This is a genomic window from Cellulomonas sp. JZ18, assembly GCF_009720485.1.
GTDB lineage: Bacteria > Actinomycetota > Actinomycetes > Actinomycetales > Cellulomonadaceae > Cellulomonas.
The window spans coordinates 397,574-416,127 of the sequence record NZ_CP045245.1; the positions used below are offsets into that span (position 1 = coordinate 397,574).

The 18,554-nt window shown below is 76.7% G+C and carries 16 protein-coding genes, 1 other RNA gene and 1 pseudogene; 12 read left to right on the forward strand and 6 right to left on the reverse strand.

The features are described 5' to 3' along the window. Positions 1 to 162: 162 nt before the first annotated feature. From ffs to GC089_RS19825, 5 genes and pseudogenes are all read left to right on the forward strand, one after another. An RNA gene (ffs, locus tag GC089_RS01800) (signal recognition particle sRNA small type) lies at positions 163 to 258 on the forward strand. 323 nt (positions 259 to 581) lie between these two features. Then, positions 582 to 1,328, forward strand: coding sequence for an ABC transporter ATP-binding protein (locus GC089_RS01805; RefSeq protein ID WP_230684991.1), 747 nt, complete (start codon positions 582 to 584; stop codon positions 1,326 to 1,328). Beyond that, positions 1,325 to 2,317 (forward strand): FtsX-like permease family protein, encoded by a 993-nt coding sequence (locus GC089_RS01810; RefSeq protein WP_230684992.1) that lies wholly within the window; start codon positions 1,325 to 1,327, stop codon positions 2,315 to 2,317. The genes GC089_RS01805 and GC089_RS01810 overlap by 4 nt, the downstream gene beginning before the upstream one ends. Next, positions 2,281 to 2,679, forward strand: coding sequence for a hypothetical protein (locus GC089_RS18700; protein ID WP_230684993.1), 399 nt, complete (start codon positions 2,281 to 2,283; stop codon positions 2,677 to 2,679). Before GC089_RS01810 ends, GC089_RS18700 begins: the two co-directional genes overlap by 37 nt. A gap of 467 nt (positions 2,680 to 3,146) precedes the next feature. Beyond that, a pseudogene (locus GC089_RS19825) lies at positions 3,147 to 4,631 on the forward strand (DNA polymerase III subunit gamma and tau); the annotation flags it as partial. Between the two features lie 1,473 nt (positions 4,632 to 6,104). Here the strand turns inward: GC089_RS19825 and GC089_RS01820 are convergent. Next, the gene (locus tag GC089_RS01820; RefSeq protein WP_196250878.1) at positions 6,105 to 6,467 is read right to left on the reverse strand and encodes a glyoxalase/bleomycin resistance/extradiol dioxygenase family protein; all 363 of its coding nucleotides are present in this window, start codon (positions 6,465 to 6,467) and stop codon (positions 6,105 to 6,107) included. A 93-nt stretch (positions 6,468 to 6,560) separates the two neighbouring features. Here GC089_RS01820 and GC089_RS01825 point away from each other — a divergent pair, with 93 nt between their 5' ends. The 3 genes from GC089_RS01825 (at position 6,561) to GC089_RS01835 (ending at position 8,714) form a co-directional block, all read left to right on the forward strand. Then, positions 6,561 to 7,286 carry a TetR/AcrR family transcriptional regulator gene (locus GC089_RS01825; RefSeq protein ID WP_196250786.1) on the forward strand — a complete coding sequence of 242 codons (726 nt, stop codon included), beginning with the start codon at positions 6,561 to 6,563 and terminating at the stop codon, positions 7,284 to 7,286. Positions 7,287 to 7,461: 175 nt separating this feature from the next. Continuing rightward, on the forward strand, positions 7,462 to 8,061 hold the full coding sequence (gene recR / locus GC089_RS01830) for a recombination mediator RecR (protein ID WP_155376241.1): 600 nt from the start codon (positions 7,462 to 7,464) through the stop codon (positions 8,059 to 8,061). A 44-nt stretch (positions 8,062 to 8,105) separates the two neighbouring features. Further along, positions 8,106 to 8,714, forward strand: coding sequence for a DUF5063 domain-containing protein (locus tag GC089_RS01835; protein WP_155376242.1), 609 nt, complete (start codon positions 8,106 to 8,108; stop codon positions 8,712 to 8,714). A gap of 8 nt (positions 8,715 to 8,722) precedes the next feature. On the opposite strand, the gene GC089_RS01840 is transcribed toward GC089_RS01835, so the two are convergent. The 3 genes from GC089_RS01840 to GC089_RS01850 form a co-directional block, all read right to left on the reverse strand. Continuing rightward, the gene (locus tag GC089_RS01840) at positions 8,723 to 9,883 is read right to left on the reverse strand and encodes an ABC transporter permease (protein ID WP_230684994.1); all 1,161 of its coding nucleotides are present in this window, start codon (positions 9,881 to 9,883) and stop codon (positions 8,723 to 8,725) included. 5 nt (positions 9,884 to 9,888) lie between these two features. Beyond that, positions 9,889 to 10,851, reverse strand: coding sequence for an ABC transporter ATP-binding protein (locus tag GC089_RS01845; protein ID WP_155376243.1), 963 nt, complete (start codon positions 10,849 to 10,851; stop codon positions 9,889 to 9,891). Positions 10,852 to 10,973: 122 nt separating this feature from the next. Then, positions 10,974 to 12,341, reverse strand: a complete 1,368-nt coding sequence (locus GC089_RS01850; protein ID WP_155376244.1) for a cellulose binding domain-containing protein — start codon at positions 12,339 to 12,341, stop codon at positions 10,974 to 10,976. A gap of 240 nt (positions 12,342 to 12,581) precedes the next feature. Here GC089_RS01850 and GC089_RS01855 point away from each other — a divergent pair, with 240 nt between their 5' ends. The 4 genes from GC089_RS01855 to GC089_RS01870 all read left to right on the forward strand — a co-directional run bounded on the left by GC089_RS01855 (position 12,582) and on the right by GC089_RS01870 (position 16,617). After that, a complete protein-coding gene (locus GC089_RS01855; RefSeq protein ID WP_155376245.1) occupies positions 12,582 to 13,859 on the forward strand; it encodes an aspartate kinase in 1,278 nt (425 codons plus the stop codon). Between the two features lie 3 nt (positions 13,860 to 13,862). Then, positions 13,863 to 14,921 carry an aspartate-semialdehyde dehydrogenase gene (locus tag GC089_RS01860; protein WP_155376246.1) on the forward strand — a complete coding sequence of 353 codons (1,059 nt, stop codon included), beginning with the start codon at positions 13,863 to 13,865 and terminating at the stop codon, positions 14,919 to 14,921. A 153-nt stretch (positions 14,922 to 15,074) separates the two neighbouring features. Further along, entirely contained in the window at positions 15,075 to 15,785 is a 711-nt protein-coding gene (locus GC089_RS01865; RefSeq protein WP_155376247.1) for a hypothetical protein, read from the forward strand. Further along, positions 15,778 to 16,617, forward strand: coding sequence for a Fic family protein (locus GC089_RS01870; protein WP_155376248.1), 840 nt, complete (start codon positions 15,778 to 15,780; stop codon positions 16,615 to 16,617). Before GC089_RS01865 ends, GC089_RS01870 begins: the two co-directional genes overlap by 8 nt. Here GC089_RS01870 and GC089_RS01875 read toward each other — a convergent pair. Both GC089_RS01875 and GC089_RS01880 read right to left on the reverse strand, forming a co-directional pair. Further along, positions 16,574 to 17,470 (reverse strand): cutinase family protein, encoded by an 897-nt coding sequence (locus GC089_RS01875; RefSeq protein ID WP_196250787.1) that lies wholly within the window; start codon positions 17,468 to 17,470, stop codon positions 16,574 to 16,576. The two genes, GC089_RS01870 and GC089_RS01875, sit on opposite strands and share 44 nt — an antisense overlap. A gap of 263 nt (positions 17,471 to 17,733) precedes the next feature. After that, entirely contained in the window at positions 17,734 to 18,498 is a 765-nt protein-coding gene (locus GC089_RS01880; protein ID WP_155376249.1) for a hypothetical protein, read from the reverse strand. Between the last annotated feature and the right edge of the window lie 56 nt (positions 18,499 to 18,554).

Below are 18,554 nucleotides of genomic sequence, written 5' to 3' on the forward strand. Positions count from 1 at the left end.
GCGGGCGCCGTGGGACCGCGCCGACGGGGCGCTCCTCGGGGCGTGCCCCGAGGCCGGGCCGCCGACGCAGCGCCTGCCCCACGTGGACCGCTGACGTCGGAGCGCGTGCGCCCGGGGCGGGTGGGCGGTCGGCCACCCGCCCCGTCTGCGTTAGGCTTGGTGTCAGACCCCTCGTACGGCGTCATCCCGCTGAACCCCCCAGGGCCGGAAGGCAGCAAGGGCAGGCGGGCTCTGGCGGGTGTGCGGGGGGTCCTCGCATGTCCGGGCACGGGTGCGGGCACGGGTGCGAGAACCGCGTCCGGAGCCCGTCCGTGCGGGGTCGTCCCCGCGCCGGTGGTCGGTCGCGCCGGTGTCGTCCCCCCGTCCACCCCGGGGTCCGTCCCCGGTGGGACGTGCCGGGCGCCGGGCCGAGACCTCGGACCCACGACGACGGCCGGGTCCGCCGCGCAGGATCGTCGTATGGCCGCTGCGACTCCTCCGCCCGTCACCCCGCCCGCCGCGACGTCCGTCCCCGTGCCGGGCGCGCCGCCCGCCCCGCTGGCCGGTGCCGCGGCCACGTCCGCGGGTCCGGCGACGTCCGCGTGGTCGTCCGACGTCCCGCGCCTGGCCGCGCGGGGCTCATCAAGCGGTTCGGCGGGACGACCGCGCTCGCGGGCGTCGACGTCGCGATCCCCGACGGCGCGTCGCTGGCGGTGATGGGCCCGTCCGGGTCGGGCAAGTCCACGCTGCTGCACTGCCTCGCGGGCATCCACACGCCCGACGCCGGCGTCGTCGCCCTGCGCGGGCGCGAGATCCAGGGCCTGTCGGAGAAGGAGCGCTCCCTGCTGCGCCGCAGCCAGTACGGGTTCGTGTTCCAGTTCGGGCAGCTGCTGTCGGAGCTGTCCGCGCTCGAGAACGTCGCGCTGCCGGCGATGCTCACGGGTGCGTCCCGCGTCGAGGCCGAGACCGCCGCGCAGCAGTGGCTCGCGGCCCTGGGGCTGGCGGGCACGGAGGGCCGCCGGCCGGGCGAGCTGTCCGGCGGGCAGGCGCAGCGCGTGGCGGTCGCCCGCGCGCTCATCACCCGCCCCGACGTCGTGTTCGCGGACGAGCCCACCGGCTCGCTCGACCAGAGCACGGGCCACGACGTCATGCGCGTGCTGGTCGAGACGACACGTGCGGTCGGTGCGTCGCTGGTCGTCGTGACGCACGACGCGCAGGTCGCCGCGTGGTGCGACGCGCGCATCGACATGCTGGACGGGCGGGTCGTGCCGGCCGGGACCACGACCGGCGCCGGCGTCGGCCCCCGCGAGGGCGAGCTCGAGGCGATCCGGGCGGCGGTGGCCCGGTGAACCCGGTGCTCGCGCTCGCGCCGCGCCTGCAGCGCGCCGGCGGCCACGACGGGCGCACGACGACGCTGCTCGCGGTCACCGCGTTCGGGGTCGCGACCGCGCTGGCGCTGAGCGTCCTCGGTGGGCTGATCGGCTTCGTCGAGCGCGCGGCCCACCCGGCCGACGCCTACCAGCGCGAGTACGGCTCGTTCTACGTCACGCTCGCGGTGACGGCCGCGATCCTCCTGCTCGTGCCGGTCGTCACGCTCGCCGGCGCGGCCGCACGGCTCGGCGTCTCGCGCCGCGACGCGCGCCTGGCGAGCCTGCGCCTGCTCGGCGCGACGCCGCGCGAGGTCGTCGGCCTCACCGTCGTCGAGACCGCCCTGCAGGGGCTGGCCGGCGCGGTGGCGGGGTCGGCGCTGTACGGCGTGCTGCTGCTCGTGTGGTCGCGCATCCCGTTCCAGGGGCAGGCGTTCACGGTGGGCGACCTGTGGGTCGGCGTGCCGGCGCTGCTGCTCACGTGGCTGGCGGTGCCGCTCGTCGCCGCCCTGAGCGGCATGGTGTCGCTGCGCCGGGTCGTCGTCTCGCCGCTCGGCGTGGCGCAGCGGGTGCAGCGCCCGGGCATGAAGGTCGTCCGGCTGCTGGTCGCGCTCGTCGGGCTCGGGGTGTTCATGACGCTGTCCGCGCTGGGCGGCGCGCTGGGGGCCGCGCTCGTCGCGTTCCTGCTGGGTGGGCTGCTCGTGGCGTTCGCGACGATGAACGCGGTGGGGCCGTGGCTCGTCGGGCGGATCGGTCGCATCCAGCTCAAGCGGGCGCGGACGCCGGCCCAGCTGCTCGCCGCGCGGCGCCTGCTCGACGACCCGCGTGCGGTGTGGCGGGTCGTCGGGGCCTCGGCCTGGCGTCGTTCGTCGCCGGGTGCCTCGCGGTCGTGCCGGTCATCACCGCGGGGGCGGGCGACGACCCGGAGATCGTCATGCAGATGCGCGACGTCCTCACGGGCGCGCTGCTGACGCTCGGCATCGCGTTCCTGCTCGCGGCCGCGTCCGCCGGCATCGCGCAGGCCGCGCAGGTCCTCGACCGCCGGCGCGAGTACGCGCTGGCCACGCTCGCGGGCGTGCCGGCCGAGCTCTTCGACCAGGTGCGGCGGCGCGAGGTCCTGGTGCCCGTGGTGTACGTCTCGGCGGGGTCGGCGCTCGCCGCGCTCGTCATGTTCTTCCCGCTGTTCGGCTACGCCGCGGTCACCGCGCCGCAGGGGCTGCTGCTCCTGCTGGGCAGCCTGACCGTGGGCTCGGCGCTCGTGCTGGGCGCGACCGAGTCGGCGCGGCCGCTGCTGCGACGCGTGCTGGCCGACACGGTGGTGCGCGCCGACTGATCCGCCGTGCCGGGCGCGGAGGGCGTCCGGAGCGGGGCCGCGGGCGCAGGGCGCCCGCCGGCCGACGCGGTGCCGCGGGCGCGGAGGGGCGCCCGCGGCACCGGCACGGACGGGTGCGGGTGCGGACGGGGTGCCGGCGTCGGACGCGGACGCGCCCGACCCCAGGGCGCGAGCGGCGTGCCCGCGCCGCCGTCCGCCGTCCGCTGCGCCGGGTCGCCGTCCGGACCCGTCCCGGTGGGTGGGACGGGCCTGTGGTGACCCCGTGATCGCGCGCGTGAAGCCCGTCCCGGGGCCGCGGATCACGGGGTCGACGGGCCGCTCGTCCCGCTGTGTGGACACGACCCGTCGCCGCGTCCCCCGGCGTCCTGAGGCGGCCGGGGGCCGTCACGGTCGTCCCGGACGCAGCCGCCCACGGGCGTGACGTCGGCGCTTGTCGCCGTGTGGGTGGCGGCACGTAGGGTCAGCGCGTGACGACAGCCCTGTACCGGCGCTACCGGCCCGAGTCCTTCGCCGAGGTCATCGGGCAGGACCACGTCACCGCACCGCTGCGGCAGGCGCTGCGCTCCGGGCAGACCAACCACGCCTACCTGTTCTCGGGCCCGCGCGGGTGCGGCAAGACGACGAGCGCGCGCATCCTCGCCCGCTGCCTCAACTGCGCGCAGGGCCCGACGGACACGCCGTGCGGCGTGTGCGAGTCGTGCGTCGAGCTGGCCCGCGGGGGCCCCGGCAGCCTCGACGTGGTCGAGATCGACGCGGCCAGCCACGGCGGCGTCGACGACGCCCGCGAGCTGCGCGAGCGCGCGACGTTCGCCCCCGCGCGCGACCGGTACAAGATCTTCATCCTCGACGAGGCGCACATGGTCTCGCCGCAGGGGTTCAACGCGCTGCTGAAGATCGTCGAGGAGCCGCCGCCGCACGTGAAGTTCGTGTTCGCGACGACGGAGCCGGACAAGGTCATCGGCACCATCCGCTCCCGCACGCACCACTACCCGTTCCGGCTCATCCCGCCGGACGTGCTGGTGCCGTACCTCGAGCAGCTGTGCGCGAGCGAGGGCATCCGCGTCGGCGCGGGCGTGCTGCCGCTCGTGGTGCGGGCCGGGGGCGGGTCCGCGCGCGACACGCTCTCGGTGCTCGACCAGCTCATCGCCGGTGCGGGGGACGAGGGCCTGGAGTACGAGGGCGCGGTGGCGCTGCTCGGCTACACGCACTCGTCGCTGCTGGACGACCTCGTCGAGGCGGTCGCGGCCCGCGACGGCGCGTCGGCCTTCCGGGTGGTCGAGCGCGTCATCGCCACCGGCCACGAGCCGCGTCGGTTCGTCGAGGACCTGCTCGAGCGGCTGCGCGACCTCATCGTCATCGCCGCCTCCGGTGAGGCCGCGTCCGCGGTGCTGCGCGACCTGCCGCCCGACCAGATGGAGCGCATGCGGGCCCAGGCGGCGCACCTGGGGATGTCCGAGCTCTCGCGGTCCGCCGACCTCGCGAACAGCGCACTCACCGAAATGGTCGGGGCCACGTCGCCGCGCCTGCACCTCGAGCTGCTCATGGCGCGCCTGCTGCTGCCCGCGACCGACGACTCGCGCGCCGGGCTGGGTGCGCGGATCGACCGGCTGGAGCGCGGGCTCGTGCCGCCGGGAGCGGTCGCGCCGGCAGCGGCTGCTTCGGCTGCTCCTGCGCCGGCAGCCGTCGCGCCGGTGTCTGGTGCGGCGGTGCCTGGTGCGACGCGGCAGGCTGCGGCGGTGCCGGGTGCGTCGGTGCCGGGTGCGTCGGCGTCCGGTTCGGGGGCGGGGCGCACGGGTGCCGCGACGACGTCCTCGGGTGCGCCCGCGAGCGCGATGGCGGAGGGTACGGCGCGTGCGGCGGCGGAGCAGGCATCGGCGGTCCGCCCGTCGTCGCCGGCCGGTCACGCCGAGGTGGCCGCCGCCGACGTCCCTGCCGACGGCCGACGCGACGCCGCCACGCACGCCGCGGACGCGCCCGCGCGCGGCACCGACGCCGCTCGCGCCGACGGCGCCGCCGGTGACGAGACCGCGATCGTGCAGCGTGCGACCCCCGGACCGGTGCAGGAGCACGGGGTCGCGCGTCCGACCGGGGACGGCCAGGAGCATGTGGCGCAGAAGCCACCGAACGGCGCCGGTGCGCCGGTGCGTTCGTCCGAGGGTGCCGCGTCCGCACCGGCCGGGAGGGCGACCGAGGCGTCCGCCGTGCCCGCCTCGGGGCCGGCGTCCGCCGCCCCTGCCCCTGCCCCTGCGGCTGCCGGGTCCCCTGCGCCTGCCGGGTCCCCTGCCGCTGCCGCGTCCGCTGCTCCTGCTCCTGCTCCTGCCGCCGACGCGCCCGCACCCGGTGCGACCGCCGTCGCGGCGGACACCGAGATGCTGCGCCGGCGCTGGCCCGACGTCCTGACGACGCTGCGCCGCCTGCGCCTGCCCTCGTGGGCCCTGGTCAACCAGCACGCGCAGGTGCTGGAGCTGGACGCGACGACGCTGCGCCTGGGCTTCCTGCAGCCGGGGCTGGTGACCACGTTCCGCAACAGCGGGCACGGCGAGGTCGTCGGGCGCGCCCTGCACGAGACGCTCGGCGTGGGCGTGCGGGTCGAGGCCGTGCTGCACGAGCCCGGCGCCGCGCCCGCGCAGCCGGCGGCGACGGCGTCGCCGGCGGTGCCCGAGGTGCCGGCGGTCATCTCGCGCGAGCGCGCGGCGGCCTCCTGGGACCTGCCCGCCACCTCACCCGCTACCCCGCCCGCCACGCCGCCCGCCTCGCCGGGCGGCCCGTCGGGGCCCACCCGCCCGGCCCCGCCGGAGAGGGGCACGGCGAGGCCGGGCCGCGACCGGCGAGCGGCCAGGCGGCCGGTGACGCACCGCAGCGACCGGCACCCGTACCGGCGACCAGCCCCCGTCCGGCAGGGCCGGCCGCGCCCTCCGGCGCGGCCGGTGCGGGGCCGACCGGCACCGACGCGCCCGCCCCGGTGGCCGGGCCGGACGACGACATCCCGCCCGGCGAGGAGCCGGAGGACCCCTGGGCGACGCCGCCGGACGACGGCCGCACGCGCTCCGCGGGACGCGCCCCGGGTCGTCCCTCTGCCGAGGCACAGGCGCCCCCCGCGGCCCACGCCCGCCCGGCAACGCCGGCCGCACCGGCCGCTCCTGCCGCACCGGCCGCTCCCGGCGCGCCGGGCGGTGCCCCGGCGTCGGCACGCGAGCGCGGCATGGCCGCCGCCCGCGCGGCCCAGAGCCAGGTCCGCGCGGCGGAGCCCGACGAGCCGAGCCCCGACGACCCGACCATCGCGTCCTCCGGGCTCGTCGGTGCGCCCCTCGTCATGCAGGTGCTGGGCGGGCGGGTCATCGACGAGCAGGTCGAGGGCGAGGGCCTGTGACGTGGTCCGGCGGCCGGCCCCGGCGAGGGCCGGCCGCCGGACGCCCAGCGCGTCGTCACACCCACTGCACGAGCTGCCACACGATCCCGTTGGGGTCGACGAACTGGCAGTACCGCTCGCCCCAGGGCTCGGTCTCGGGCGGCGTGACCACCTGCGCACCCGCGTCCCGGATGCGTGCGAACTCGGCGTCGAGGTCCTCGACGACGAGCGCCAGCAGCAGGCCCTGCCCCGCGGGGCCGGCGTGCGAGGCGGGGCGGAACGAGGCCAGCCCGGTCCGCAGCAGCGCGATGTGCGCGTGCGCGTCGGGGTGCTCGATCGCGACGAACCCGTCGGCGGACGTGCCACGCACGAAGCCGAGGTGCTCGGTGGCGAAGCGGGCGGACGCCTCCACGTCCGCGACGTTGAGGGACACGGCCATGGCGGTGCTGTGCACGGGACCTCCCGAGGTCGTAGAACTACGTACGCTGTACAACGTTTCTGGTGCACGGATGTTCCCCACGCCGGGGGTGAGATGGCCCGGGAGCTGATCGACCTGCTCTGGCGGGACCACCCCGACGCCCCGCAGGGCGGTTCGCGGGGCCCGCGCGCGCGGGTCACGACCACCGAGGCGGTCGCGGCCGCCGTCGCGCTCGCGGACGCCGAGGGGCTCGCCGCGGTGACGGTGCGCCGCCTCGCGGCGGACCTCGGGGTCTCCGCGATGGCGCTCTACACCCACGTCGGCAGCCGCGACGACCTGCTCGTCCTCATGGCCGACGCCGTCCACGCCGGCGCGGCCCGCCCGCCGCACACCGACGACGACTGGCGCGCCCGCGTCCGGGCCGTCGCCGACGCGAACCTCGCGCTGCTCACCGACCACGCCTGGCTGCTCGACGTGACCGACCAGCGCACCGCGCTCGGACCCGGCACCATCGCGAAGTACGACCACGAGCTGCACGCGCTCGACCCGCTCGCCCTGACCGACGTCGACCGGGACGCCGCCCTGACGTTCGTCCTCGACTTCGTCCGCGGCGCCGCGCGCGCCCGCAGGCCCGACCCGCACGGCGCCGCCATGGCCGCGGACTGGGACACGTGGGGGCCGCGCCTGGCGGGGTACCTGGGCGACGCGCACCCGCTGGCGCAGCGCGTCGGGGCGGCCGCCGGCGCGGAGCAGGGCGCCGCGTACAGCGCGGACCACGCCTGGCAGTTCGGGCTCGAGCGCGTCCTCGACGCGCTCGCGTCCCTCGCACCCGGTCGCTGACGCCGGACCGAGGACGCGGACGGCCGCCTCCGGGGCCCTGCCCCGCGGGTGCGCGACGGCGTGGTCGAGCACGTCGTCGACCCGTCCTCCCGGCGACCACGCGCGCCGATGACGTCCTCGACCGGCTCCGGCCCCGCCGACCGACGGCGGCCCGCCGAGCGCCTAGGCTGGCGGTGTGTACGAGGGCGCGATCCAGGACCTGGTCGACGAGCTCGGGCGGCTGCCCGGCGTCGGTCCCAAGAGCGCCCAGCGCATCGCGTTCCACATCCTCGCCGCGGACCCGGCGGACGTGCGCCGCCTCGCCGACGCGCTGACCGAGGTCAAGGCGCGCGTGCAGTTCTGCGAGGTCTGCGGCAACGTCGCGCAGGAGCCGCAGTGCCGCATCTGCCGCGACCCGCGCCGGTCGCCCGCGGTGATCTGCGTGGTCGAGGAGCCCAAGGACGTCGTCGCGATCGAGCGCACGCGCGAGTTCCGCGGGCGGTACCACGTGCTCGGCGGCGCCATCAACCCGATCGCGGGCGTCGGCCCGGACGACCTGCGGATCGCCCAGCTCATGGCGCGCCTCGCGGACGGCACCGTCACCGAGGTCATCCTCGCCACCGACCCGAACGTCGAGGGCGAGGCCACCGCCACGTACCTGGCACGGCTGCTCGTGCCGATGGGACTGACGGTGAGCCGCCTGGCGTCGGGCCTGCCCGTCGGCGGCGACCTGGAGTACGCGGACGAGGTGACGCTCGGCCGCGCGTTCGAGGGCCGGCGGCGGCTCAGCGCGTGACGACGGCGCCGCGGAAGGCGCGGCGCGGACCCGAGGGGGACGAGATGAGCGACGACGTCCGGGCGGCGGCGGCACCCGCCGACGACGAGCGGCCCCTGGCGGCCGCGGACCTGCGCGAGATCGGGGACGCGGTCGCGACGGAGGCGCGCAGCTTCCTGGCGACGGTGACGGAGGTCGCGGCCGGCTCGGCGCCCGAGGCGTCGATGCCGCTGCTGCTGCTCGCGGTCTCCGACCTGCTCGCCGCGGGGGCGCGGCTCGGCGCGACCACCGACGTCGTGCCGCCGTCCCGGTTCGAGCCCGACGTGGGCCCCGACGCGGACCTCGAGCCGCTGCGCGCGAACCTGGCGAACCTGTTCGACGGCATCGACGACTACGTCGAGGTCGTCGACCCGATCCTCGGCCCCGAGATCGAGGAGTCGACGATCTCGGGCGACCTCGTCGCGATCGTCGGGGCCCTCACGCAGGGCCTCGCGCACCACGACCGCGGGCACGTGCTCGAGGCGCTGTGGTGGTGGCAGTTCAGCTACCTGTCCGACTGGGGCGAGCGTGCGGCGAGCACGCTGCGCGCGCTGCAGACGATCCTCGCCCACGTCCGGCTGGACGTGGACGACGACGTCGCCGCCGAGGCGGAGTACGACGCCCTGCAGCCCTGACTGCCGGCTCAGGCGACGCGCGTGCCGCGCGGCAGCGTGCGCTGCGGGATGCGCAGGCGCCGGACGGCGACGACGAACCCCACGACGCCGAGCATCAGGTTCACGGCGAGGCCGTACGGCCACACGGCGCCGGCGCGCTCCCGCTCGGGCCCGAACGCGCCGGGCGACGCGTCCTCGGTCCAGCACTCCTGCAGCACGTCGGCCGGCCCGCCGCGCAGGAACCGGACGTCCTCGCTGACCGTCCCCAGCGGGTCCAGCCGCCCGGCGCCGGCGGCCTGCTCCGCGCCGCCGGGCGACGTGCCGGCGGCGTCCGCGACGACGACGAACGGGTTGAGCGCGAGCAGCCACCACGTCCGCTCGGTGTGGGTCACGGCGCGCTCGGCGGTGTAGGTCGTGCACTGCGCGCTCGTGGGGTGCCCGTCCGCGAGGTCGTCCACGTCGAGCTGCCCCCACTGGTCGGGGTCGAACCCGCGCACCGTCACCTCCTCGGTCGTCGTGACGGCCGGCAGCGCGATGCCGAAGAACACCGGGGTGAACACCGCGAGGCCGGCGACCGTGAGGAACGTGAGGACGGTCGACCCCGCGGGGCGCGCGGCGACGGTCGACCAGCCGAGGCCGACGCCGCACACCGCCACGAGCAGCAGCGCGACGACCAGCAGCACCCGGGGGAGCGCGGCGACCGGCACGTCGCCCAGCGCCAGCGCGACGAGCAGGAACGGCACGCTCGCGACGAGGAACGCGAGCGCCGCGGACCACGCCGCGAGCAGCTTGCCGAGCGCGATCTCCGCCGGCGAGAGCAGCGTGACCTGCAGCGTGGCGAGCGTGCCGGCGGCGCGGTCCCCGTTGACGGCCGTCGACGTCAGCGTCGGCGTCACCAGCAGCCCGAGCCCCAGCACCAGCACGGTCACGATCGAGAACAGCAGCGGGCCGCGCGAGACGGGGTCGGTCCCGGTGCGGTTGACGGTCGCGAGCGCACCCGACGACAGCAGCGTGATCGCCCCCACGACGACGACCCACACGAGGAGCGCCGTCTTCCACCGCGACGAGCGCACGCGCTGACGCAGCTCGAGCGCCGCCACGGTCCGCACGCCGTACCACGTCAGCGACCACGTGCCGCCGCCCGTGCCGCCCCGTCCGGCCGTCCTCACGTCCTGCACCTGCGTGCTCACGCCGGTCACCGCCGTTCCTCGTCGAGGGCCAGGTAGGCCTGCTCCAGCGCGCCGCCCGCGGGCGCGACCTGCACCAGCGGCACGCCCGCGGCGACGGCGTCGCGCACGAGCGCCGCGGCGCCCGGGTCGCCGTCGACCTCGAGCAGCACGCCGCCGTCGTCGTCGGGCCGCCACGTGACGCGCGCGCCGTCGAGCCACGCGACGAGCGCCGCCCGGTCGAGCGCCCGCACGCGCCACGTGCGGCGGGCGGACGTCACGTCGTCGGCCAGGCGCCCGGCGACCGTGCGGCCACGGGAGAGGAACACGGCGTCGTCCGCCATCTCCTCGAGCTCGGACAGCACGTGGCTGGACACGAGGACGGTGCGGCCCTCGTCCGCGAGGCGGCGCAGCAGCACGCGCAGGTCGACGCGCGAGCGCGGGTCGAGGCCGCTGGCCGGCTCGTCGAGCAGCAGCACCTGCGGGTCGTGCACGAGCGCGCGCGCCAGGCCGAGCCGCTGCTTCTGCCCGCGCGAGAGGACGGCGGCGGGCCGGTCGGCGTACTCGGTGAGGTGCACGGTGGCGAGCAGCTCCTCGACGCGCAGCGCGATCGTGCCGCGCTCCACCCGGTACGCGTCGGCGAACGTCGTGAGCACCTCGCGCGCCGTCAGGGAGTCCCAGGTGCCGAACGCGTCGGGCATCCACCCCGTGCGCGCCCGCGCCGCGCGCGACTGCGTCACCGGGTCGGCACCGGCGACCCGGACCTCGCCCGCGTCGGGCACGAGCAGCCCGGCGAGCACGAGCAGGAGCGTCGTCTTGCCGGACCCGTTGGGCCCGACGAGCGCGGTCACCGCGCCTGCGCGGGCGACGAGGTCGACGCCGTCGAGGGCCTGCACCGGGCCGAAGGCGCGGCGCAGGCCGCGGACCTCGATGCCGGGCGGCGGCGCGGACGGTCCGGCGGGACGGTCGGGGACGAGCAGGTCGTCGGGCATGCAGCGAACCTAGGTTCGGACCACCGGGCGGCGGGTCCTCCTGCGGGTGGACGTGCCGACGCCCCGGTGCCGACCGTGGTCGCACCGGGCGTCCGCCGGCCGACGTCGCCGACCGTGGGACGTCAGCAGCCCGTGCGCTGCGTCCCGGTGACGACGTCGTCGAACCACAGCGTGTCGGCGCCGTCGCCGTAGCTCTCCCAGCCGAGCCGCAGGTCGGTCAGCCGGGGCGCCCACTGCCTGGCGTACCACTGCCGGTCGACGTCGTGGGTGGGGACGCCGTCGGCGACGAGCCCGGGCACCTCGGCGCCGTCGAGCCAGGTCGTCAGGCGCCCGGAGGCGGAGTCGACGAGCGCCTCGACGCAGTGCCACTGCTGGGTGGGCAGCGGCCGGGACAGGGCGACGCCCGCCGGGCTCTGCTCGGGCAGGGTCGCGTCGTCGGACGAGCGGTTCCACTGCAGCGCGCCGTTCTGGCCGCCCATGCGCAGGTCCTTGCCGCCGTCGTTCGCGTCGCGCATCGCCAGGAACGTCACGTGCGACGCGGGCAGGGCGGTCGTGTGCCGCACCCAGAAGCGCAGGTAGGTCGTGGGCGAGGGGGTGGCGCCCGCGGGCTGGGCCCCGCCCTGCGCCTGGACGAACACGTGGTTGCAGTAGCCGACGGCGCCGTCGACCCGCAGCGAGCGGCTGCCGGTGCGCGCGACGGAGGAGTCGATGCTCGCCCGGCCCGTGCCGGAGCAGTCCGGGTGGACGACGGTCCACGGGGCCGACGGGGTGCTGGACGTCTGCGTCTCGAAGCCGTCGCAGAAGGAGCCCGTGCAGGTCCCGGGGTCGCGGCTGGGCGTCGGCTGCGGGGTCGGCGTGGGCGGCGTGGTCATCGTCGGCGTCGGCTCCGGCGGCAGCGTGGGCGCGGTGGGGGTCGGGGTGGGGGTGGGAGTGGGGGTGCTCGTCGGCGTGGGCGTCGGGTTCCACGTCCGGGTGGGCGTCGGCGTCGGCGTCGTCGGCGGGCCGCCCCAGCCCTCGGGCGCGATCGGGTAGCCGGTGCACAGCTCACCGTTGAGCCGCACGTTCATCGGCTCCCGCGGCGTGCTCGTCGCCGTGCCCTGGAAGCCGAACTCGAGGGCGCCGCCCGCGGGCACCGACGCGTTCCAGGCGAGGTACCGCGCCGAGTACGCCGCGCCGGAGTACTCGGTGCCCTGCTGCGGGGTGGCGGTCACGGTCGCGTTCCAGGCGTGGGTCGGCCGCGTCCCGGGGACGACGTCCATCCAGTCGACGACCCACCCGCCGGTGAGCGCGCTCGCCGTGGTCACCCGGACCTGGGTGACGAAGCCGCCGGACCAGCTCTGCGTCGTGAAGGTGGCGCTGCACCGCGCGGGCGACAGGCCCATCGCGCTGCCGTGCAGGGCCGCGGTCGTCAGCCCGACGGTCACGAGCACCGCCGCGGCGAGGGCGGCGAGGACCACGCGGGTGCGCGCGGCGAGGCGGGTGGTGGTCATGGTTCTCCCCGGGCGGGCGCCGGCGGTGCGGCGCGGCAACACGACGGCGGCCCGGGGGCGGGGCGTCGTCGTACTCGACCTCGTGAGCGTGCGCCCGCGCGACCGGCGGGCGGTAGGGAGCGGAACGCTTCACCTGTGCCGACGTCACAGTCCGCCATCCGAAATCCGGCCCGTCCGCATCCTGGTCCGGACCTACACTCGCGGGGTCCCCCGACCGACCTGACGGGAAGCGTTCCGACAGTGGCCCTCATCGTGCAGAAGTACGGCGGCTCGTCCGTCGCCGACGCCACCAGCATCAAGCGCGTCGCGAAGCGGGTCACGGAGGCCAAGAAGGCCGGTCACGACGTCGTCGTCGTGGTCTCGGCGATGGGTGACACCACGGACGAGCTCATCGACCTCGCGCAGCAGGTGACGCCGCTGCCGCCGCAGCGCGAGATGGACATCCTGCTCACGGCGGGCGAGCGCATCTCGATGTCGCTGCTCGCGATGGCGATCCACAACCTGGGCGTCGAGGCGAAGTCGTTCACGGGCCAGCAGGCCGGCGTGATCACCGACGAGGTCTACGGCAAGGCCCGCATCATCGACGTGACGCCCAGCCGCATCCGCGACACGGTCGCGCGCGGCGAGGTCGCGATCGTCGCCGGGTTCCAGGGCGTGAACCCCTCGACGAACGACGTGACGACGCTGGGGCGTGGCGGCTCCGACACGACGGCGGTCGCGCTCGCGGCGTCGCTCAAGGCGGACGTCTGCGAGATCTACACCGACGTCGACGGCGTGTTCACGGCCGACCCCCGGATCGTGCCGAGCGCGCGCAAGCTCGACCGGATCAGCTACGACGAGATGCTCGAGATGGCGGCCAGCGGCGCCAAGGTGCTCATGCTGCGCTGCGTCGAGTACGCGCGCCGGTACGAGGTGCCGGTGCACGTGCGCTCGTCGTTCTCGACGCACACCGGCACGCTCGTGACGAACGAGCCCGACCCGAGCAAGGACACGACCATGGAGCAGCCGATCATCGCCGGCGTCGCGCACGACCGCAGCGAGGCCAAGATCACCGTCGTCGGGGTGCCGGACGTGCCCGGCAAGGCCGCGCGGATCTTCGAGGTCGTCGCGGGCGCGGGCGTGAACCTCGACATGATCGTGCAGAACGTGTCGGCCGCCGCCACGGGCCTGACGGACATCTCGTTCACGCTGCCGGCGACGGACGGTGCGACGGCGACGCAGGCGCTCACGGCGCACCAGCCCGACATCGGCTTCCAGTCGCTGCAGTACGACGACGCGATCGGCAAGCTCTCGCTCATCGGCGCGGGCATGAAGTCGCACCCGGGCGTCTCGGCGCGGCTGTTCGCGGCGCTGTCCGAGGCCGGGATCAACATCGAGATGATCTCCACCTCCGAGATCCGCATCTCCGTGGTGACGCGGGCGGACTCGCTGGACGACGCGGTGCGCGCCGTGCACACCGCCTTCGAGCTGGACTCCGAGCAGGACGAGGCCGTCGTGTACGGCGGGACGGGGCGCTGAGGCATGGCGGAGCAGGGACTGCGCGTCGCGGTCGTCGGCGCGACCGGCCAGGTCGGCGCCGTCATGCGGCGCCTGCTGGACGAGCGCGACTTCCCGGTCGCGTCCATCCGGTACTTCGCGTCGGCGCGCTCGGCGGGCTCGACGCTGCCCTGGCGCGGTGAGGACGTCGTCGTCGAGGACGTCGCGACGGCGGACCTGTCGGGCATCGACCTGGCGCTGTTCTCGGCCGGCGGGTCGACGTCGAAGGAGCACGCGCCGCGGTTCGCCGAGGCGGGCGCGGTCGTCGTCGACAACTCCTCGGCGTGGCGCCGCGACCCGCGCGTGCCGCTCGTCGTGTCCGAGGTGAACCCGGGCGCGCTGGACGAGATCCCGATCGGGATCGTCGCGAACCCCAACTGCACGACCATGGCCGCGATGCCGGTGCTCAAGGTGCTGCACGAGGAGGCCGGGCTGCGCCGCCTCGTCGTCTCCACCTACCAGGCGGTGTCCGGGTCCGGGCTCGCCGGTGCGCAGGAGCTGGACCAGCAGGTCCGCGCGGCCGTCGAGCAGGACACGCTCGGCCTCGTGCACGACGGCGGTGCCGTCGCGTTCCCGGCGCCGGAGAAGTACGTCGCGCCGATCGCGTTCGACGTCATCCCGCTCGCGGGGTCGATCGTCGAGGACGGCCTGCACGAGACCGACGAGGAGCAGAAGCTGCGGCACGAGTCGCGCAAGATCCTCGACATCCCCGATTTGCTGGTGTCCGGCACGTGCGTGCGGGTGCCGGTGTTCACGGGGCACTCGCTGTCGGTGAACGCGGAGTTCGAGCGGCCGCTGTCGGTCGAGCGCGCCACCGAGCTGCTGGCGACGGCACCGGGCGTGCAGCTCGCCGACGTCCCGACGCCGCTCGTCGCCGCCGGGCAGGACCCGTCGTTCGTCGGGCGCCTGCGCCAGGACGAGGGCGCGCCCGAGGGCCGTGGCCTCGCGATGTTCATCAGCAACGACAACCTGCGCAAGGGTGCGGCGCTCAACGCCGTGCAGATCGCCGAGGTCCTCGCGTCCCGCCGGTTCGCGATCGCCTGAGCCGCCGCCGGCGCGCACCACGACGAGGCCCGGACCGCCGACGCGGTCCGGGCCTCGTGGCGTCCGCGCGGCCGTGCCGGGAGCGGACGGACCGGTGGAGCGGCCGGGGAGAACCGCTCCTGCGGTGCCCCGGCGCCGTCGATACTGGCGCCCGTGACCCCGTCCCCCCGTCGCGCACCCGTCGGCGCGCCCACGAACCCGGCCACCCTGCGCTGGGCGGAGGTCGACCCGCGCCGCCACGCCTTCGACCCCTCGGCCGCGCCGGCGGTCGTGCGGAGCCTGCCCGCCGCGGCGCGCGTGCCCACGTCGCGGCGTCGCGGCCTCGTCGGCGGGGACGAGTGGGCCGCCGCGATGGACCGGGACCTCGTGTCCCGCTACGGCCGGTGGGCGTCGGGCTGGCGCTGGGCCCGCGGGGAGGGGGACGTCGACGGCGGGCCCGTCACCGCGTGGTGCTGCCCGGAGCACTCGATCACCACGCGGGGCGCGACGCTGACCGCGGTGACCGCCGCCCTCGTGGAGTGGCGGTCCTGGCTCGAGGAGCTCGCCGCGCGGTTCGACGAGCTCCTGCCCGTCCCGGCGTCGGCGACCGAGGACGAGGTGCTGGAGATCTGGGAGCGCGCCGTCGCGCAGCTCGTGACCCTGGTGGTGGCGCGCACCGAGGCCGAGAGCTCCTGGTACCGGCACTGCCGACTCGTGCTCGCCTGGTTCCTCTCCGCGGCGGGCGTCCCGGAGGACCGGCACGCGACCCTGCTCGAGGACGCCGTCGGCGGCCGGTTCCACAGCTGGTCGGAGCCGGAGCCCTCCGCCGTGGCCCGGGTCGCCGAGCGGCTCGCCGCAGGGGTCGCCCGAAGGCCCGGTGCGTGACCACCTGCTCGACTGGTGGCGGGTCCGCGACGAGGTGCCGTGGTCGACGGCGGCCGAGGACGTCACCGGCCCCGTCGGCGGACGGCGGGACGGGTTCCTCGACCACGTGCGGGCCTCCGCGGCGCGGGACCCCGCCCGGGCGGCGCGGCTGGAGGACGCGCTGCACCGTGCCGGGCAGGCTGCGGCGACGGGCCGGGACCTGACCGTCGGCCTGCTCGCCGAGTGGCAGGCCGTCGTCCTCGGGGTCCCCGAGGTCGGCTTCCGCACCGGCCCGGCCTACGCCAAGCGGGGGCGCGAGCGCTACGGCCTCGCCCCCACGACCGAGCAGCGGTTCGCGCGGTGCCTCGCCGAGGCGACCGCGTCCGGCGTCCCGCTGCCGTCCCGCACGGCTCGCGTCTACCTGGACGTGGCGTTCGTCCACCCGTTCCCGGACGGCAACGCCCGCGCCGCCCTGCTCTGCGCGTCCTTCGTGCTGCGCCGGGACGGCGTCGTGCTCGACCTCGCCGCACCGCTGCTCACCGCGACCCGGCGCGCCGACGACGCCCGCGGCGCCCGCGAGCTCGTGCGGCTCGTCGAGGTGCTCGTCGCCGCGACCCGCCGCCGCGACCAGCACCGCCAGGCGGCCCCCGCCACGCCTAGGGGAGGGCCGATGCCCCCGACCGCCGCGCCCCTCCTCGCCGAGTTCGGCAGTCCGGTGGCGAGTTCGGGGGGTACGGGTCGCGAGCTCGGCGCGGAACTGCCGAGCTCGCGGGGGACGGGCGCGGCGGCGGGGGCGGGTGGGGAGGGGGTCAGCAGGTGGGGACGCGGTCCCAGCCGTCGGCGGTCTGCGTGAGGGAGACCTGGGTGCGGCTCGAGTAGTAGCCGAGGGCGTCGCGGCTGCCGCGGGCGTACGTGCGCAGGCCGAGGCGGACGGCGCGGTCCGCCTCGACGTGCTCCCGGGTGCTCGCCGTGACGCACGTGGCCGGCTGTCCGGGCGCGGTGGGCGCCGGCGTCGGGACGGGGGCCGTCGGCGCGGGCGTGGGCGGCGTCTGCGCGATGAGCCCGGCGGCGAAGCGCGCCCCCTCCTGCACGGTGCCGTTCGTCGCGTACGTGATGTGCGCACCGAAGTTCCCGCCGCCGCGCTGGCACACCGGGTCGCCGGAGTTGCAGAACTCCTTCGCCTTCGGGCCGTAGGTGGGGCTGGCCTGCGCGATCGTGCGGCCCGACAGGCCGAGCGGGTTGCCGTAGACGACGACGGCCGCGACGCGGTCCGCGAGCTGCGCGGGGATCGCCTCGCCCGTCGTCACGCCGGTGCGGATGCCGATCGCGATGTCCGTGACCGTGGCGCCCTGGGAGTACCCGCCGAGGACGAACTGCGTCCCCGGGCACGCGGCGGCACGGGCGACGACGTGCCGGGTCATGTCGGTCGCGCCGGGACCGGCGCTCGTCTGCGAGCCGGCGGCGGCGTAGTCGACGGCGTAGGAGGACACCGTGCGGCCCGGCAGCTCGGCCTGGACGGCGCGGACCAGCGGCGCGCCGACGATGCCGAGACCGGGACGCTCGCCGGTGCCCCGGGCGAAGACGACCTCGACGTCGGAGCAGCCGGTGGCGGCGGTCGCGGACGTCGCGACGACGACGCCGCCGGTGAGCGCGCCGGCCAGCGCGACGACGGCGACGAGGGCGCGACGGAGACGGGGTGCGTGCATGCGGGAGCCTCGCTGAGCATCGGGGGACGGGCCGCGCAGGGCGCGGCGCCCGCGGCCCGGAGGGGGCGGGCCGCTCAGGAGGATGTCCGATTCGTCGGAATCATGTGAACCCTCTCATGGAAGGTGCGCCCGATCGGGTGAAGCGCTTGCGCACCGTCTGCCGGTGCTGTCCCGGCCCCGGCAGCGGGGGCCTGGCCGGGCCCCGCGGCACGGGTCCCGGTGCACGCGCGACGGTGCGCGCGCGCACCGGGACCCGGCGCGGCCTACGACTCGAAGACGTACTGCACGTCGAGGTAGGGCCCGAACGTCTCGGGCTCCCAGCTCTGCACGAGCGTCCGGCCCGGCTCCAGGACGAAGACGTCCGCCTCCTCGAGCGTGTCCCGGTTGTTGGCGAAGTCCGGCTCGTAGGGGCCCGGGACGACGGCGCCGACCTTGATCGCGCCCGCAGGCAGGCCGGTGATCCGGTAGAGGTACCCCTCGATGTCGGCCGGTCCGGTCGCCAGCACCATCCCGGTCACCGCGTCGTAGACGGTGACCACGCCCCCGGAGACCGGGTCGAGGCCCGAGAGCACCTGCCCCTCGAGCGCCGCGCCCGCGTTCAGCACGCGCACCCGGTCGCTGCCGGCGACGCGCGGGCGGTCGACGTCCTGCGCCTCCAGCCGGTGCCGGCTGGTCCCGACGAGCGTCACGCCCGTGAAGGTGACCGTGCCCGCGTCGGCGCTCGTGAACGTGTGCGCCTCCGGCAGCGCGCGCACCAGCGGGTCGTCCGTGGTGAGCGCCACCGTGCCGCGGTAGCCGACGGCCGGCCGGTGCCCGCGTTCGCGCACCGTGACGGTGACGTCGAACGGCACCCCCGCGACGACCCGGGCCGGGGCGTCGACGTCGATCGTGAGCCGGCCGTGCGCCGTGGCCGACGGCGCCCCGACGAGGCCGAGCCCCGCCACCAGCACCGCGACGACCGCGGCGCGGACCGCCCGGGCCGCTCCTCCTGCTCCTCGTGCTGCTCCTGCTCCTCGTGCTGCCGTCATCTCGTCCCCCTCCCGGAGGCGGCCCGGGCGTGGCATCCCGTGGCAACCGCCTCCCG

Bases quoted from the DNA above. Each gene is read 5' to 3' on its own strand.
- GC089_RS18700 (WP_230684993.1), top strand. From the start codon at position 2,281: ATGCAGATGCGCGACGTCCTCACGGGCGCGCTGCTGACGCTCGGCATC.
- GC089_RS01820 (WP_196250878.1), bottom strand. From the start codon at position 6,467: ATGGCCGTGTCCCTCAACGTCGCGGACGTGGAGGCGTCCGCCCGCTTC.
- GC089_RS01825 (WP_196250786.1), top strand. From the start codon at position 6,561: ATGGCCCGGGAGCTGATCGACCTGCTCTGGCGGGACCACCCCGACGCC.
- GC089_RS01835 (WP_155376242.1), top strand. From the start codon at position 8,106: ATGAGCGACGACGTCCGGGCGGCGGCGGCACCCGCCGACGACGAGCGG.
- GC089_RS01845 (WP_155376243.1), bottom strand. From the start codon at position 10,851: ATGCCCGACGACCTGCTCGTCCCCGACCGTCCCGCCGGACCGTCCGCG.
- GC089_RS01850 (WP_155376244.1), bottom strand. From the start codon at position 12,341: ATGACCACCACCCGCCTCGCCGCGCGCACCCGCGTGGTCCTCGCCGCC.
- GC089_RS01860 (WP_155376246.1), top strand. From the start codon at position 13,863: ATGGCGGAGCAGGGACTGCGCGTCGCGGTCGTCGGCGCGACCGGCCAG.
- GC089_RS01875 (WP_196250787.1), bottom strand. From the start codon at position 17,470: ATGCACGCACCCCGTCTCCGTCGCGCCCTCGTCGCCGTCGTCGCGCTG.
- GC089_RS01880 (WP_155376249.1), bottom strand. From the start codon at position 18,498: ATGACGGCAGCACGAGGAGCAGGAGCAGCACGAGGAGCAGGAGGAGCG.